Raw genomic sequence first — 17,248 nt, 5'->3', positions numbered from 1 at the left:
TGCCAGAATGACTGTGGCTCGAACTTCTTGTTCTCCAAGAAACGGGAGCAGACCATACAGAGGGTCGGAGTCTGTACCCTGCCCAAGGAGTAAGTGCCTCGTCCTGCCGCAATGGATATGGCTTGGGTGGCATTGATACCCACCAGCCAGTCGGCTTCGCTGCGGGCACGGGCGGCATAATAAAGATTGTCGTACTCGGCACCGCTCTTGAGATGGGCAAGCCCCTCTTTGATGGCTTTGTCCGTCAAGGAACTGATCCACAGACGGTCGAACGGACGGGGAATGCCCAAGTATTCGTAGATAAAGCGGAATATGAGTTCACCTTCCCGTCCGGCATCGGTGGCAACGATAATGCCCTCACATTCCCGGAAGAGTTTTTCAATGACTTTGAGTTGGGCGACTGCCGCAGGGTCTTCTTTATAGCCTTTACCCTCCTTGATTTGACGGGGAATAAGGGTAAAGACGGGAGGAAAAATCGGCAGGTTCTCTTTGTGGAAGCCCTTGATGCCGTAGGCTTCGGGCATGGCTGCCGTTATCAGGTGTCCCAATGCCCACGTGACGGCATAGCCGCCTCCTTCGATATAACCGTTCTTCTTGTTGGTTGCCCGAACGACACGGGCGATTTCACGGGCTACGCTCGGTTTTTCTGCTATGATGACTTTCATTTGTTCTTGCTTTTTGGATGTTAGTGGTGGCGGATTACATTTTCATTCCCTTGGAACGCTTCTTCTCTTCTTGCTTTTGTTCCTGCCCCGTAGTAGGCTCTGTCTGTCCCTGCTTGAGTGGCTCTTTCACATGCTTGGTAGCCTCGTTGGTCTTGCCTTCGGAATTGACGGCGACTTGCGTGCGGGAAGCATTGTCGGGAGTAACATCTTTGGCTTGGGATTTGTCGGGATTCCATTTGAGGAAGTCGAACTTGTTCTTCTCGAAGTTCGGACGTACATAGGCATTGAAAGGCTCTCCCTTCTTGTCGATAAGCCCGGTCATATAGACCGTCTGACCTGCTTTGAGCTTCGCTTGCTCTTCGGGAGAGATGTCACGTCCCAACATCTTCTTGGGGACACGCAGTTCTTTCTGCTCCGTTTGTTCCTGTCCTTCGGGAGCTTGTCTTTGGCGTTGTCCTTGCTTGGGAGAGCCGAAACGAAATTCAATAGACCGCTTGTCGGCATTGAATTGAAGGTTGGCATTGAAATGCTTTCCCGTTTTGGAGGTCATGCCCTCCACATAGATGCTTCTGCCTTCCGACAACTCCTTTTTCTGCTCATCGCTCAGCTTCACGCCCTTGATTTCATCGGGGATGCGTACCCGGTCGGCACTCAGGGCGATGATATCGTTCGTCAGGCGGTCGATGCTCACGAAACTGCGGGTTGGCTCATCTTTGCCGGGGAAGGTCAGCTCCACGGTACGACCGAGGTTGCCCGTTTCTCTGAGGGCTTTCTTGTCCTCGTCGGTGAAGGTATGCCCGAANTCATCTTTGCCGGGGAAGGTCAGCTCCACGGTACGACCGAGGTTGCCCGTTTCTCTGAGGGCTTTCTTGTCCTCGTCGGTGAAGGTATGCCCGAAGAACTCACGCTCCAATTGAGGTTCCTTACGGATGGCGTGGACAACGGGGATAAACGTACCGTCTCCGGAGGCTTTCAGAGAAAGACGGGCATCGGTGTAAAGGGAGACTTCTCCGATTTTGATTGCGATGGGAATAAGCGGAGTTTTGCGGTATTGAAGTAGGTCATCAAGATGCTTGCCCTTTTCGAGACTCTCACGGCTTACACCCATCTGCTCGAACTGCTCCCACTTCACCTTGTCGGGGTCAATGCCTTGAAAGAACTGCTTCTGCTCTCCTGTATAGTCCGAAGGATTGACACGGGCAGAGTCCAGCATCTCTTTATTGGAGGGGACTTCCGGAGCTTTGAGCATCTCCGAAAGTACGCGGGCACTGGCAACGGCACTCTCAAAGGGAACCTTGAAGAAAGTCAGCGGTGTGGGGTGCTTGAACTGCCGCATGAAGTTGGAAAGGAAGTTCTCCAGCGCATTGCTGTGCTTGTCGAACTTCAGGAAGCTCTGTTCATGCTCGGCGGTGGGCGGTACGGTTTTCAGTCCACCTTTTTCATCTGCTCCGGCTACGGCTCGGAGGTTCTCGTCCTTCTGTTCCTTGACCAAAAGAACTTCTTGGTCTTTGATTTTTTCGTCCATATTACAATCTATTTAATGACACCAACAGCGGTGCACGGACAAAAGTAAACCATAGATAAAGAGTGTGTTACAGGTGTAAAATAAGTGCGTACTTGTGGCTTTAATATGGATAGAAGTGGCTTTAAAAGAATCCTTTTCCAGAGGCTAGCTTAATAAAGGCAAAAAAAAATGCCTTATTTTTTTGTCAGAACAAATTTATTTGTTTAGTTTTGAAGCGTGAATGTAATACCCTAATTTGAAATATGAATGTGAACTCTACGTATGAAACTAGATAAATACGGTGTAGGACAGTCTCAGCAGTCCATTCAAGAGCTTGCAGAGGCGTTTTATAAATATAAGGAGAGCTATAAGGATGAAAGCGGACAGATTTATTGGAAAGAGTCCGACTCTGCGGTATCTTCGAAAATGTCTTTGAATAACCGCAGGAGTTCTCGTATGGTCAGTTTTGTTTCCAATGATTACTTAGGATTTTCTCAGCATCCACTTGTACAAAGTGATGCCATCAGAGCTATTAATCAATTTGGGACAGGGTTCTGTGCGGCTCCTAGTATCGGAGGCTACTCTTCATTGCAGAAGAGATTGGAAGATGGAATTTCAGCCCTATTGAAGACGGAGGATACTTTGGTTTTTAACTCAGGCTTTTCTGCTAATGTCGGTCTCTTTTCTGCTTTGGCAAAGCCTAATGATATTGTATTCCTTGACAAGGGGGTTCACCGAAGTGTATTTGAAGGAGTAAGGCATTGTACTTGTAAGATACTTCCTCATAATGATCCAGAAGCTTTAGACTCAGCTCTACAGCGCTATAAAGTTGAAGGGAGCAATTTGTATGTCGTGATAGATGGGGTTTATTCCCAAGACGGAGACCGAGGTTTGGTTCAGGAGTATCTGGAGATTTCTCAAAAACATGGAGCCTTGCTTATCGTGGATGATGCCCACGGTATAGGGGTGTTGGGCGAGCATGGGGCCGGTCTTTTAGAGGAATTAAACCTATTGGGGCAAGTCCCTCTTGTTACAGGTACCATGAGTAAAGCCTTCGGAAGTATAGGTGGGTATGTCTCCGGTCGTAAGGATTTAATTAATTACATCCGTTACTATGCCGGCAGTTGCTGCTTTTCAGTTTCTCTCCCTCCTCCTTGCTTAGCTGCTGCTTTGAAGTCTTTGGAGCTAATCCCCAAAGCGACCTCTGAGCGAAAAGAGTTGCTGGCAAAAGCTCAGTATGCGAGAGAGAAGCTTCAAGAAGCAGGTTTTTCTACAACAGATTCCACTACTCCTATCGTAGGAATACTGACCCCAAGTTATGATGAAGCTATTTTGTGGGCAGAGCGTTTACTCCAACACGATGTTTATATCGTTCCCATAGGCTATCCTGCTGTCTCGAAACGATGTCCGAGACTACGCCTTGCGCTTTCCTGCTTGCATTCATATAGAGATATAGATTTTCTAATCTCAAAACTCTTACTAGTATCAAAAAAAGATTACAAATATAATATGCCAAGGAAGAGACGTTCTTCAGCCGAAATTGCTCAGTTAATTGATAAGGCAACAGAGGATATTGTGCGAGAAAAGGGGTTTGGAGGGCTTTCTATTCAAGAAGTTTGCGAACGAGCTGAAATAGAACCTCAAGTATTTTACAGACGCTATCCTGAGGGGTTTGCCTTTTATGTGGAGAAATTTATCCGTGATCATGATTTTTGGTTATCTCACTACGAAGAATTTCCTATCGAACAACTAAGTAGGACTCCAGAAGATTTGACTCGAATTTTACTATCATTATGGAGACAAATTGTAGGAGACGGGCTATTAGGGTCCTTACTTCGTCTTGAACTGCAGGATTCTCCGCTAGAGGCTGCTATTGAGATAGCAAGGGCTAGAGAAAAACAAACAGAAAATTTAGTTGATTTCTTTTCAAAGGACACCGAATCTTCAAATACATCAAGAGTGCAGTTGGCAATTCTTACGGCTGGAGTACAATACTTAGCCCTGCATAAGGACATATCTACGTTTTGTGGAATAGATTTCACAAGTATTAGTGATAAAGAGATTGAGATTGCCCTAATTAAATTACTGAAAGAGATTCTTTAATAACTATTACGGTGATATAAAGTTGATAGAAAGAGAAAGAACGCACGTTCTTTTATTTTAGAGATTATAAATTTTCTTGAGGAATAATGTTCTTGACAATAAGTTGGCTATGACATTGTATTTATGAAGTCTCTTGCAAGGAAGTCATAAAAACCTAAAGAAGAAAAAGTATCAACAAATTGTAATTAATGCATTCTAGAGATGAAAAACACAAACATTATTGTTTGGAAGCTGTGAAGTAATGCAGTGCAGTAAGTCCTTACCGAGAATCGGGAAGCTGTATGAAATAAAGGACGCGGAATCGAAAAGCGATATGAGTAGAGAAAAATTAGTATAAGGATTATTATGAAAAAGCGTTTTTTAACAAACCCTGAGACTGAGAGTCTTTGGGATACAATGGAAGCAGAAAAGTTCATCGAGGTGAAAGGTGGTCAGTCAGATCCTATGACAGATAAGGTATCTGATGGTTCTCTTCAAGATCATAGCATCACTTTAGCTAAGTGGGCGTTGTCGTTCTAATCAATCCAGAATAGGGAGGGTGTTATAAATAAGACACCTCTCCCTATCGTTGGCTCTATCCATTGCATACATGTATAAAATATCTCTAAATAAGCATGTTAGGGTGTTAAGCTCTAACAGAACGACAGATAGATATAACCTTTTTCTTGATCCAGAAAAGGGGTATTGGTTAGGGGTTAAGAATGAAGATCTCTCAGCCGTAATGCTATTATTGGGTAACCCTATAGGTGTAGACGAGTTCTTGCAGATATATCCGAGCAAACAGTCTGTTGTAAGAGAATTGTATTATGCAGGGTTACTTAATATCAATGGTCTTCCCCGCTACCAAAACAATACAGAGAACGGCTGTGAATATATGCAAAAAGAACAACTTATAATTGTGGTCAATATGACTGAAAAATGCAACTTAGCTTGCTCTTACTGTTATGCTCACACCGGGAGTTCTCAAAATGCACACTTTTCTGACGAAGATATTTTAAGCTATATTGACAGTGCATATCAATGCTTTCAATCTACTCGACAACTAACGATTGTTTTTCATGGTGGAGAACCGCTAGTAATATTTCCTAGACTAAAATCACTCATAGGAAAGATTAGGATAATTTCGAATAATATAAGGTTGTCCGTACAAACAAATGGGACATTACTAACATCCAGCATCGCTGATTTCTTCAAAGAAAATAATGTTTCGGTAGGCATTAGCCTTGATGGAATATCTCCGATCTCCAATAATAATAGGCCATTTAAGTCTGGAGCATCATCTGTTGATGCTGTAATAAACGGAATTAAAAACCTTCTCTTATCTGGAAATAAGTTTGGAGTTTTGAGCGTTATAACACCTCAAAATATCCCTTTTATAAGACAAACGTTTGACTTTTTGGTGGACTTAGGCGTAAACAACTTTGTATTTAACACATTGTTACAAAGAGATTCATCTTTAGAAGATTGCAAATCCGTAGATTATGAAAGTCTAGCATCTGCATATATTGACATTGCATGTCGCATTAATGATTTAAATACGACAAGAGATTGTAAGGATTTTGTATCAGAAAGGAGCATATCTACTCTTATAAAAAGTCTTCTTTATCAGGAGCAAAATATATGCTATTGTACTCCATGTGGGGCCGGAAACCAAACAATTGCGATTGACATTAAAGGGGGAATCTATGCTTGTGATTGCCTCGTTGGTTGCGAAGAGTTTTATCTGGGAAGTATTTATGATAAATTTATACCTCCATCCCCTGACAATCATCCAGCTCTATCAAATAGAACTATACAGATGATAGAAACTTGTAAAGATTGTGATATTCATCGATTATGCATAAATAAATGTGCCTCAGACTCGTTCTATCGATATAACGATATATATCATCCTCATAGTCTTTGTCGTTTATCCAAGGTGTTGATTCCTAGATTAATGGTTCTATTAACTGAGAACAGATTAAACCCAGATCTTTTTAATATAAATTAATATGCAGAAATGAGTAAGAAATATAAGCATCAAAGCCCAAAAATACCATCAATTTGATTAGAAGCATCCTTCATGGATTGGGATTATTCCTCAAGGAAAGTTCCTTCAAGAACGATGGAATGAATTCGTGTCGGTTAAGCGTAATAAGTGCTGAACTTGAGTCTTTGGATATAGGTACGAATGGAAAGGGGATGTCCTATTTATATGCTCTGGCTAGTGGTTATGCAGAATTCTTGGAAAGGCTACAAAACGATATGTTGCTTAATCATAGTGTATTTAGATTTCTTTATGAAAGATCTAGTTTAAATAATAGAAAAGATACCGAGTTTGATTTATTTCTGAAAGAGGAGAATTTGTCACCTGCCTTTGTTCACTCTTATGATGAAGAATGGGCCTCATTAGATGAAATTGTGGCCATATATGGCAATGAAATACGTCAAATGCTTTCTCTTCCAGAGAAGAACGACATAAATCAAATTTTGCAAACTATAGTTGGAAAGAAACAAGCTATAATGCTTCCCTTTTACTCTACGAAAGAGCAAAAAGAGGTTCTTTTTCCTGTTGATTTAGCTTTGATTTCTGATGGATCAAATGGAATGTGTGCTGGTAATACACCTCAAGAAGCTATTCTTCAAGGTCTTTGCGAGATATTTGAACGTTATGCAATCAAGAAAATATTTTTCGAAAAACTGACTCCGCCTACCATTCCGGAAGATTGTTTTCAAAATTCAGCGATATTTCAAAAGATGCAATCCCTAAAACAAAGTAGGAAATATGATTTTATCATTAAAGACTGTTCTCTTGGATTAGGGCTTCCTGTAATTGGATTACTAACCATCGACCGGCACAGAAACACCTATAATTTTAAATTAGGAGCTGATTTTGTCCCTAGTATAGCACTAGAGCGCTGTTTTACAGAACTCTATCAATCTAGAGGGGGATCAATTACTGTCCCGTTCCTTTCTGTTAACTGTACATCATCTGAAGATGATGTTGAAGATCAACAACGAGAATATATGAAGATAGTCAAGAATGGCACTGGTCAGTGGCCCAAGGAGATTTTTTCAGGAGAGGCATCGTACCAATTTCAAGGATTTAATCCCAACTATGGAGTGGATGATGTCTTGGATATCAAGCATTCTCTTCAGCTTGTTGAGGAGTTGGGATCGAGTGTGTATATTCGAGACAATTCGTTTTTGGGCTTTCCAACTTATAATATCGTAGTTCCTGGAGTAAGTAATTTGGATTTACGTGGTATGATTGGTGGGCATCATTCTAAGCTCCCAGTTAATTATGAAAAGCTTTTTAGCGTTGAAGGATACATAATGGATGATTTTCTAGAAGAAGTGTCTCCGTGGCTTAAGGAAAGTCTACGGCTTGGTACATTTGAGTCTTTCAACCAAATTTTCCCTTTCTATCCAAGTAAAGAGCTAGATGATTTAGATCCATACCTATTCCTGTCTATGGTCTCGTATAAAAAGGAAATGTATCAAGACTCATATAAATATTTATGTGACTTTTTAAAAGGAAAGGGCAAGGAATATTCGTATTATTATGCATGTTTAGATTATATAGACCTAAAACATCTCAAAGGCAAATCGATTACTTACATTGAATCATATCTCAAACTGAAGTATAATGAAGAGACTGCCCATGAAGTTTCGGAAGATATGAAAAACCCTAATTGTATTTTCCAGTTTTACAGCTTTGATAAGCATCTTGATGCTGGTAGGTTGCAAAAAAATATGGAATCAAAATTGGTCAGTGTATTGAAATTGCGAAAAGCAATAGATATTCAGAAAAGGAAGAACAAAATCAACCAAGGAGACCTAAAGAAAGTTTTTAATAGCTAAGGTTATGATAACATTTTTATTACTAATGAAACAGTTGTTATTCTCTAGGAAACTACTATGGATCACTGTGTTGGGAGGGATTGCAAGCAGTATATTTGCGCAAGATCTAACAGTAAAAGGGAAAGTATTTTCAAAGGATGAAAAATCTCCTATTGCGGCAGCTTCTATTGTTGTCCGAACGTTAGACTCTATCGCAGTTGCGGTGACTGTCTCTGATGAAAAAGGAGAGTTTCAGATCAAACTACCATCTGATAAAGATTCCTTACTCTTGCAAGCTCATCATATCAATTACGAGGATTATCTTTCCAAGATTAAAGGTTCTGAGATTGGCAATATCTACATGAAATCAATTACACGTGAACTATCTGAAATAGTTGTTAAAGCATCTCGTCCTATGGTAAAAGGGCGAGATGGAGCACTGCTGTATGATACAAGAACCTTACTAGAGCGAAGCTCTGCTCAAGATGCTTATACGATGTTGTCAAAAACACCTGGTCTGACATTACAGGGACATGATTTAACCCTTGTAGGTAGCCCTCGTTATGTAATAGCCATCAATGGACAAATTCCACCAATACCTCAAGGGCAATTGAAGCAACTCCTTCAGAGTATGCCAGCATCTCAGATATCATCTGTAGAAGTCTTTTATAATGCCCCCCCACAATACCATGTTAATGGAGCTGTTATTAACATTATTCTTCATGAGCAAAAAGAACAAGGTCGTTTTTTACAAGGAGAAGTGCATACAACACTATACCATAACAAGTACCCTTACCTTAAATCAGGTATAAATCTAAACTACTCAAGAGACAAGCTGTCATTGTCTTTCATGTATGCATATGATTATCGGAAGCAACTTTTAAATAATAGGCTTTCGTCTCATCACACTGTTGGATCTACTGTATTTGACTTCGAACAGTCAACTAAACAAGCAATATCGCAACATTCTCATCTCAGTTTTATAAACCTTGATTATAAGATGGGTTCAGGGAAGCTCACAGCGACCTACTCAGGACTGTATACCCCTTTCATCGAAAAAGAACTAAGAATAAAGGGAGTGAATATAACAGGAAATAATCAGAAAAGGGAAAATGATGCAATGCATAGTGTATCGTTGAGCTATGCAAATACAAATGGGTTTCAAATTGGAGCATCTCTTTTGACATATACTTATGGTGGTAAGCAAGATTTCACATTAACATCTCAAAACAGCAGTAATATATTTTTTTCCCGTTATGGACAAGACCTAAAGACTTATAAGGTTCATCTCGATAATACACACACTCTACATCAAGGTTGGCAAGTAGGTTACGGACTTAACACTAGCTATACAGACGAGCAAGATTTTCAATCCTTTCGAGCAATTGATCGGAAAGACATTGAAGACACCCTAAAAGAGTGGATTTCATCTGCTTACATCAAAGTCGGGAAGAAGGTATCAGATAATTTTAGTTTTTCAGCATCTTTGCTAGGAGAGTACAGTAAGTTTTCTGATGAAAGTCGGTTTACAATAATCCCCAAAGCCGACCTATCATATATAATTGATTCAAAGAATATTTTTCAGTTTTCACTTACATCTGGAAAAATATATCCATCCTACTGGGAAAAAAGACCCTATTTAAATTCGATAGATGGATACATAGAAGGCAAAGGTAACCCCTCTTTGAAACCTTATGATGAATACACAGCTCGATTGAATTATATACTTCGACAAAAGTATGTATTCTCGCTCTATTATACATATCAACCTGGATACTCTATCCAACAGCTCTACCAATCTCAAGTTGAACCCAAGATAATTGCTCAAACCCAGAACTGGAAATTCAATCGTACTGCTGGTTTCTTGTCGGTAGTCCCTTTCAACCTCAGTAAAAGTTTGAGATTCAATTATACTCTGAATCTATTTTTGTCGCACGTTAAGCACGATCATTTTCACGATATATCTTTTAATCGAATGGCTCTAACAGCCTACAATGGTCTTAATGCAACATTCGTGATATCAAAGAAGCCTGATATTACTATGGATCTAGAAGGGTATTATATCATGAATCCTATACAAGGCATCTATAATTTAAGTAACCCTTTGGGATTGACGGCCGGGGTGAAATATACTTTTGCAAAAGGTCGTGCGGTTCTAACTATGCGTTGTACAGATATTGCAAACATGATGACTCCAAAAGTGAGTGTTCGCTATGGTAGACAACATTTTAATATGCAAAACAATGCAGATACACGGGGTATATTTATTGGATTGAAATATAATTTCGGAGGCTATAAGTCCACGCAAAGAAAAGAAATCGACAGGTCTAGATGGGGGCATAATTAAAACCTTTTTTTAGTTATAAGAACTGATAAAAATTTTTATGTGTTTATCGAAAATGAATTACCTTGGAGCTTCGAATATAATATTATTAAAGCGAGTTATATTCACATTTTTCTTGCTTCTTACGCCCCAATTAATAGTCGGACAAGAGAGATATGGAATTAATATAGTTGGGGCTAAGATGGGTTATGGTAAATTACTCAGTTTATCTCGTCCTCATGGTCTAGATAAAATCCGTCATAAATACATTGATTTTTTACCAGCCTTGTCTCCGAGGCTTGATTTTGTAGAATACAAAGATTTTTTGCCTAGGATAGATTTAGGTAAAAACGTAGATCTTAGTGGCTATATAACGACTGAACAATTTTCATTTGGCATGATTGGGAGCCCCAGAATCTACGGTTGGGGAAATATTTCTTTTTCAACATCTCCTCATTTTTCTACACGCCTTTCAGGGTTGTATCAATCTTATCAAAATAATATGTACGGATATTCCCTTACGGGGAGTATCCGATACGAAAAACAACGATGGATTTTAGAAGGAAATATTAGGTACGATCAAACAAACATCTTGGGGAAAGAGACACACCAAGGAGTCTCTCTCCATCCAAGTTTGGAGTATGCTATAAACGACAAATTTTCTATCTATTCATGTCTCCATATTGCCTATTTGCATAAAGAAGGTTCAACTTATTTTTCAAATACATCTCTGATAAGGTACAACCTATCTCGTAATATCTCTTTTTTCATTGGAACTGAAACATATTTTAACCCTATAACAAAAAGAGTAGTCGTAAACCCAACCGCTGGGATTGAGTCTAGAGTTCGATGAAAATATAAGAATATAGAGAGCTATCTATACACCGCTATATCATCAAGACCTTATTTGTCTTTAACTGTTTAAACAGAAGTAATGAGAAAGACATACCCTATCTCCATGATAATGCAACGAGACACTATGGATTGTGGTCCATCCTGTTTAGCAATAATTGCTAGTCATTACGGAAAACATCCTGACCGAGATTACTTGCGGCAGTGGTGTGCACTAGGGAAAGATGGAGTTTCTTTACTAGGTATTAGCAAAGCTGCTGAGAAATTAGGATTTAAAACCATTGGAGGGCAATTAAATTTTGAGACTCTCGCCATTGAAGCACCTTTACCATGTATCGTGCATTGGAATCAAAATCATTTCATTGTTGTTTACAAAATAAAAAAAACACGCAAAGGAGCCCGTATTGTATACATTGCAGATCCAGCGAAAGGGATGTTTACCTATACAGATAAAGAGTTTTGTGAACGCTGGATCAGCACTCAAACTTATGGGGAAGGAAGAGGTATTGTACTTCTGCTAGAGCCAACAGATGAGTTTTATACCACATCAATTGAAAATAAACAGCACAAAAACAATCTCTCTCGAACTTCTTTTTTGTGGAGCTATCTGAAGAAGTATCGTCGTTTCTTTACGCAGCTTATCCTTGGATTATTGTTTGTTTCGCTTCTTCAACTTATCCTCCCTTTTCTGACACAAGCAATAGTTGATGTGGGCATTGGTGGCAAAGACTTAAGCTTCATTTGGCTTGTACTCTTAGCACAGTTAATGCTTCTTTTCAGTCGCACTATTATTGATTTTATCCGTTCCAAGATACTCCTCCATATCTCCGCACGCATTAATATAACGCTGATTTCAGACTTTTTCATTAAACTACTAAAACTTCCAATGAGGTTCTTTGATACTAAGTTAATGGGAGATCTCTTACAGCGAATAGAAGATCATCGTCGGGTTGAAAAATTTCTCACATCTAGTAGCTTGAGTCTTTTGTTCTCATTCTTTACCTTTATTGTGTTTGGTGTTGTTTTGGCAACATATAATATCGGTATTTTTTCTCTCTTTATTGTAGGCACACTTTTATATGCAGGGTGGATTATACTCTTCTTAAAAAAACGTAGAGAACTAGACTACAAGTACTTTGAGCAAGCTGGGCGTAACCGCAATGTGACTTATCAACTTATTGACGGGATGCAGGAAATAAAACTACAAGGATGCGAACAACGTAAGAGATGGGATTGGGAGGATGTACAAGCAGATCTTTTTAAGGTTAATCTACAAGCACTTAACCTACAACAAATACAAGAAGCTGGAAGTATTACGATCAATGAGGTAAAAAATATAATTATCACAGTACTTGCGGCTACAGCCGTTATTCAAGGTAATATGACCCTTGGTATGATGTTGGCGGTGCAGTATATCATCGGACAGCTTAATACTCCTGTGGAGCAACTTATCCAGTTTATCTATTCTTGGCAGGACGTAAGCATTAGCCTAGATCGCATGAATGAAATACACACCGAAACCAACGAAGAAGACTCAGAGCGCACCAAAAGTCAATATGCGGATGAAACTTCTAAGAGCCATTCTATTACAATACAAAATCTCTCCTTTAAATACGACATATACAGTCATAAAGACATCCTTTCAGACATTAAACTCACTATTCCTAACGGTAAAGTAACTGCCATAGTAGGGGCAAGTGGGAGTGGAAAAACTACGCTCATTAAACTTCTACTCGGCTTTTATGAACCTCTTCAAGGGACTATTAGGGTAGGAGATAGTAGTCTGAGTGAGTACAACCTCAGTTGGTGGCGTAGCCAATGTGGAGCGGTAATGCAGGAGGGGTATCTCTTCTCGGATACCATTGCAAGAAACATCGCCATATCGGATGATAAGCCTGATATTGAACGTATCTGCCATGCTGCTCGTGTGGCAAACATTGCAGACTACATTGAAGGTCTTCCACTAGCCTATAATACTATGATAGGACAAGACGGACAGAGCATCAGTCAAGGGCAGCGACAGCGTATTCTGATCGCGAGGGTAGTCTATAAGAACCCGATGTTCGTCTTCTTGGACGAAGCGACCAATGCCCTTGATGCCAGCAATGAACGAGCCATTACTGAAAATTTGTCTGATTTCTATAAAGGAAAAACAGTGATTGTGGTGGCACATCGCCTTTCCACTGTCCGCAATGCTGACCAAATAGTTGTTTTGGATGAAGGTAAGATTGTAGAAATAGGAACCCATGAGGAATTAACATCTCAACGAGGAAAATATTTTTCTTTGGTTAAGAATCAGTTGGAATTGGGCAGTTAAGTATAGAAATATCTAATCATAAGGTGTTACAAGTATAAGTTTAATATTTCCTAACTAAAAAAATTATGAATCGTATTTTCAACAGTTTGTTTTTGTTTGTAGTAATTATTTCCCTAGGTTCATGCAATAGGGAATTTCCCCTACAAGAAAATCTAGAAATGTCTAAGCTACACTCAGAGTCTCTACCTTTAGCGGAAACTGATAGTATTGGGAATAGTATTATTGAGGAAGAAATTGTCCCTTCGACAATCGATACAACATCAATCGTCTTTCAGAAAATGTTAGCCAAAGCTAGGGGGAAACTCAGGTCAACTACATCTGAATTAAAGTCAGGGTCAGGAATAAACGTAGAACAAACTTTATTTGACTTGAGGGATTCACCCGTAAATATAATCGTTAATGAGAATGTTGGTCAGGGGAATTATCTAACCGCTAAAAGAAATCGATATAAGAGATGGTTCAAAACCTACTACAGTAATGCTCCCGCTAGACTTGAGAATAAGCAGGATGACTCTAACACAAACTCGCAGACTTTCTATCTGACATATGTTCCTCTTATTGGTCAGTATATCATTAAAACCAAGTTTGAAGACAATGATTATTATATGATCCCCGGAAGTTACAGATCGTCTCCAAACGATGAGTTCCTTTACGGAGAACAGAATTGTTCAAATGAATACATTAAGATTTTCAACTTCATCCCTTCAGATTCAAATGGCGAATCTTTTCGCATAGAAAATTTCAAATGGTCTTACGATGAATCTAATTCTTCCGTTTTTTCTCCTGCATTAGGCTGTAATAATGACTCAAGAACTTATTTTGAAAAATATTGGAACTCAAGGAGACAAGAGTTTAAGATTGCGCCTATAGAAGATTTTGAAATGGAGAGAATCGAGTTTCACAATGACTATAGCGCAGTGCTATCAAAACAACCAGACTTTGTTGTGACTTGGACTAGTATAAATAAAACAAATGTAAATCAGCAATTATCGACCAATTTCGGAAAGACGGCATCAAGGACATCTAGTTTTAGTAGATCAAATAGTTTTTCGTTGAGTGTAACTGCTGGTCTAGATATATCTATTCCCTTTGTTGCCGACGGATCAATTAAAACGACAGCGAGTAACACTCATACTGCGACATGGGGGAAAAGTGAAACTTTTCAAGACACAAGAAATTACAACTTTCAAATAGTTGTTCCAGCAATGCGAAAGATTATTGCAAAGGCGCAAGTTACAAGATATTTGATAAAGATGCATTACACTGCCTATTTAAAAGGGACAAAAACTGGGAAAATAATTAGAGTGAATGGAATTTGGGAGGGTGTTGATTGTACAGACATAGTAACATCTTACACCGAATATGATTTAAAAACAAACCAATTGGTAGCCACAAGGCTAGTGTATAGATAAATATTCACAAGTATGAAAAAAATTATTGGAATTCTACTGCTGCTTATTACTTGCAGCATTGTGGCTTTTTCTCAGAGTAAGAATGAAGCATTTAGCAATAAGGAGTTTATGGTAAAACTTGATTCAGTACAAATTGGCTATAGTAAAGATCGAGTAAAAAACATAATGGGCACTCCTTACAAAGTCTCTTTTGTACAATACAAAGATCAAGGACTTGTAGAGCAACTATCATATAGAGTCCGTGTATACAATGGAAGTTGGGCTTTTGTTAATTACAGTTTCATATTTTACAATTCCAAACTCATTGCTTTAGTAGAAACTGAAATCCCTTCCTCATCGTCAGCAATTCATTTAAATCATAGTAGCATTGGCGATTTTGTAAGAAACATCTTACCATTGATATTATTTGACAAGCAGGAAGGAAAGAACTAGAAATACATATAACAATATTCAAGATTCATTCCCAAGCATTCTATCCAAATTTCCCTTATTTGTAACGGAGGAAAACGTATTGGCTCTAGAGTAACTAGTTTGGAATACCTTTTAATATGGAAGAGAAAAAGAAACAAGAGCGAAATTTTGAGCTTCGTAGCGAGAAAGTTCGCAGTATAGTAGGACAAATTCCATCCTCACTGGTTCGCTATGGCATTACCGCCATTGGAGTTGTGTTGCTTTGCATTGTTGCCGTAGCCTACTTCCTCCCCTATAAGCAGGTTTATTCCGGGACAGCTGTCATACATGGGATCGGTGGCGAACAGAAGGCGGCCTCCACAGAAATAAATGTGTTATTAAAATTTGGAGAGAAGCGTCCCAATGTACTCATAGAGGGAGCATCGATTGAATTTCAATCGGCTGTCGAAGTTGCAAAAGGCAACATTCTATCTCTTTCCATGGAAAGAGACACTCTTGGTAGACAAGAGGCTCTTTGTCATGTCCCATTGCGGCCTATGAAAAAGATGGAACACCGAGAAGTCGATTTCCTATTGACCATTCACTCCGAGAACTTACTGACTCACTTTTTCTCAGGATTTTTAGGGAAGTAACTTCTCTGACAACCTTCAACTCTGGGTAAATCTCAAATAAAATAATCATATGAAAAGACTAACCCAAACAGATCCTTTTAAGATTGTATCTTCTGAGAGTTCCTCCGCTTCTGAAGTTCGTGAAGCTACTGATGAGTTGATTGAAATGATACTCGAACTGAGTAATTCAGCAACCGATGATACTACTCTGTTTCGCATTATGAACTATACTCGGTTCATACTTCAGACATTACAAAAAAAATCACTCTGTAAGTTCGTCTATCCAACTCTGCTTTTCAGAGCTAGAGCAAGTGCTTTCCATTGAACTGGAGATTTTAGAGAAAGGCTTGAAGAAAACGAACTTTTCCGAAGCCAACTTACAAAAAAGTTCTTCAATTCACTGGACAGGAAAGATTGTAGATTTGGTGGAGCTTCTCTATGCTCTGGATACCTGCAATTGCATCAATAATGGAGAGATCGGTGTAGAAGAATTGTCGGATAGGCTTTCCAAGGTGTTCGGAGTCGAAATCAAGAACTGTTACAATGTTTATATGAACATGAAGCACCGTAAAGACGAAAGTCGTACCTACTTTCTTGATGAATTGAAAGAGAAATTGAACAGGCGGATGGTAGAAAGCGATATCAAGGGAGGAAAGTATAAAAGAAGATGAAGAAAGGCGGTGTGTCATAATGCACAAACTGCTGTGTTGCTTGCGGCATTCGGCTTCGGTCACATACCCTAGTATGCTCCCTTCAGCCTCAGCCTTAGCGCTTTGCATTTTGCGCATTCTGAGACACCTAACAAGGGGCTGTGGTCAAAACTCAATTTTGCCACAGCCCCTTGTTACTTTATTACTATCAACGAAAGGCTTTGATAACCCGTATAATAGTCCACAAACAAGTAAAAGGAGCTGTAAAAACACCAATGACAACAAAAAGAATCAGTTTGATGATGTAGTATATTACCCACTGCCCGTTGGTTCCTGCAATCATTTTATAGGGGATGAACTTCTCTACGAAGAGGTATCCCGACCATATAGCCATCAGTGTATATCCCGACATCCATCTCATATCCTCAAAACCTTTGGTCGCTAAGAAATTCCACTTGAAGCCTATGACAAATAAGGTAGTGAGAAACAACATACAGAAGATGCTTCGCCAAATCTCGCTGCGTTTTCTCTTCTGAAAACAGGGGGTGCAAAGTATCGGTTGGTATCTCTCCGTACAT

Annotated in this window: 14 protein-coding genes; 11 read left to right on the top strand and 3 right to left on the bottom strand. The window is 39.4% G+C overall.

The features are described from left to right. A partial coding sequence (locus tag JT26_RS03985) for a DNA topoisomerase (RefSeq protein WP_036846570.1) occupies positions 1-665 on the bottom strand: 665 nt, incomplete at its 3' end. Positions 666-699: 34 nt separating this feature from the next. Beyond that, positions 700-2,190 (bottom strand): DUF3945 domain-containing protein, encoded by a 1,491-nt coding sequence (locus JT26_RS03980; RefSeq protein ID WP_036846568.1) that lies wholly within the window; start codon positions 2,188-2,190, stop codon positions 700-702. Between the two features lie 261 nt (positions 2,191-2,451). Here JT26_RS03980 and JT26_RS03975 point away from each other — a divergent pair, with 261 nt between their 5' ends. From JT26_RS03975 to JT26_RS03925, 11 genes are all read left to right on the top strand, one after another. Then, the gene (locus tag JT26_RS03975) at positions 2,452-4,272 is read left to right on the top strand and encodes an aminotransferase class I/II-fold pyridoxal phosphate-dependent enzyme (protein WP_036846566.1); all 1,821 of its coding nucleotides are present in this window, start codon (positions 2,452-2,454) and stop codon (positions 4,270-4,272) included. A gap of 345 nt (positions 4,273-4,617) precedes the next feature. Further along, entirely contained in the window at positions 4,618-4,791 is a 174-nt protein-coding gene (locus tag JT26_RS10800) for a hypothetical protein (RefSeq protein ID WP_160216320.1), read from the top strand. Positions 4,792-4,861: 70 nt separating this feature from the next. After that, complete coding sequence (locus JT26_RS03970; protein ID WP_036846562.1) at positions 4,862-6,262, top strand: radical SAM protein; 1,401 nt, start codon at positions 4,862-4,864, stop codon at positions 6,260-6,262. 53 nt (positions 6,263-6,315) lie between these two features. Further along, positions 6,316-8,115: a YcaO-like family protein gene (locus tag JT26_RS03965; RefSeq protein ID WP_152566984.1), complete on the top strand. Its 1,800-nt coding sequence runs from the start codon at positions 6,316-6,318 to the stop codon at positions 8,113-8,115. Between the two features lie 25 nt (positions 8,116-8,140). After that, positions 8,141-10,441: an outer membrane beta-barrel protein gene (locus JT26_RS03960; RefSeq protein ID WP_160216319.1), complete on the top strand. Its 2,301-nt coding sequence runs from the start codon at positions 8,141-8,143 to the stop codon at positions 10,439-10,441. Between the two features lie 52 nt (positions 10,442-10,493). Further along, positions 10,494-11,270, top strand: coding sequence for a hypothetical protein (locus tag JT26_RS03955; RefSeq protein WP_036846554.1), 777 nt, complete (start codon positions 10,494-10,496; stop codon positions 11,268-11,270). Between the two features lie 81 nt (positions 11,271-11,351). Next, on the top strand, positions 11,352-13,586 hold the full coding sequence (locus tag JT26_RS03950; protein WP_036846541.1) for a peptidase domain-containing ABC transporter: 2,235 nt from the start codon (positions 11,352-11,354) through the stop codon (positions 13,584-13,586). Positions 13,587-13,651: 65 nt separating this feature from the next. Further along, positions 13,652-14,998, top strand: a complete 1,347-nt coding sequence (locus tag JT26_RS03945) for an ETX/MTX2 family pore-forming toxin (protein ID WP_036846539.1) — start codon at positions 13,652-13,654, stop codon at positions 14,996-14,998. A gap of 12 nt (positions 14,999-15,010) precedes the next feature. Next, the gene (locus JT26_RS03940; RefSeq protein WP_036846535.1) at positions 15,011-15,430 is read left to right on the top strand and encodes a hypothetical protein; all 420 of its coding nucleotides are present in this window, start codon (positions 15,011-15,013) and stop codon (positions 15,428-15,430) included. Between the two features lie 116 nt (positions 15,431-15,546). Then, positions 15,547-16,041 (top strand): hypothetical protein, encoded by a 495-nt coding sequence (locus JT26_RS03935; protein WP_036846531.1) that lies wholly within the window; start codon positions 15,547-15,549, stop codon positions 16,039-16,041. A 260-nt stretch (positions 16,042-16,301) separates the two neighbouring features. Further along, entirely contained in the window at positions 16,302-16,691 is a 390-nt protein-coding gene (locus JT26_RS03925; RefSeq protein ID WP_081966375.1) for an RteC domain-containing protein, read from the top strand. A 187-nt stretch (positions 16,692-16,878) separates the two neighbouring features. On the opposite strand, the gene JT26_RS11120 is transcribed toward JT26_RS03925, so the two are convergent. After that, the gene (locus tag JT26_RS11120; RefSeq protein ID WP_004584322.1) at positions 16,879-17,082 is read right to left on the bottom strand and encodes a hypothetical protein; all 204 of its coding nucleotides are present in this window, start codon (positions 17,080-17,082) and stop codon (positions 16,879-16,881) included. Positions 17,083-17,248: the final 166 nt, after the last annotated feature.

This window comes from Porphyromonas sp. COT-108 OH1349, assembly GCF_000768755.1.
Lineage (GTDB): Bacteria > Bacteroidota > Bacteroidia > Bacteroidales > Porphyromonadaceae > Porphyromonas_A > Porphyromonas_A canoris.
Note: the sequence above shows the minus strand (reverse complement) of the source record. Positions and strands in the feature narration are given on the sequence as shown.

Coding starts and splice junctions, on each gene's coding strand:
- JT26_RS03975 (WP_036846566.1), top strand. CDS start 2,452: ATGAAACTAGATAAATACGGTGTAGGACAGTCTCAGCAGTCCATTCAA.
- JT26_RS10800 (WP_160216320.1), top strand. CDS start 4,618: ATGAAAAAGCGTTTTTTAACAAACCCTGAGACTGAGAGTCTTTGGGAT.
- JT26_RS03970 (WP_036846562.1), top strand. CDS start 4,862: ATGTATAAAATATCTCTAAATAAGCATGTTAGGGTGTTAAGCTCTAAC.
- JT26_RS03960 (WP_160216319.1), top strand. CDS start 8,141: ATGAAACAGTTGTTATTCTCTAGGAAACTACTATGGATCACTGTGTTG.
- JT26_RS03955 (WP_036846554.1), top strand. CDS start 10,494: ATGAATTACCTTGGAGCTTCGAATATAATATTATTAAAGCGAGTTATA.
- JT26_RS03950 (WP_036846541.1), top strand. CDS start 11,352: ATGAGAAAGACATACCCTATCTCCATGATAATGCAACGAGACACTATG.
- JT26_RS03945 (WP_036846539.1), top strand. CDS start 13,652: ATGAATCGTATTTTCAACAGTTTGTTTTTGTTTGTAGTAATTATTTCC.
- JT26_RS03940 (WP_036846535.1), top strand. CDS start 15,011: ATGAAAAAAATTATTGGAATTCTACTGCTGCTTATTACTTGCAGCATT.
- JT26_RS03935 (WP_036846531.1), top strand. CDS start 15,547: ATGGAAGAGAAAAAGAAACAAGAGCGAAATTTTGAGCTTCGTAGCGAG.
- JT26_RS11120 (WP_004584322.1), bottom strand. CDS start 17,082: ATGTCGGGATATACACTGATGGCTATATGGTCGGGATACCTCTTCGTA.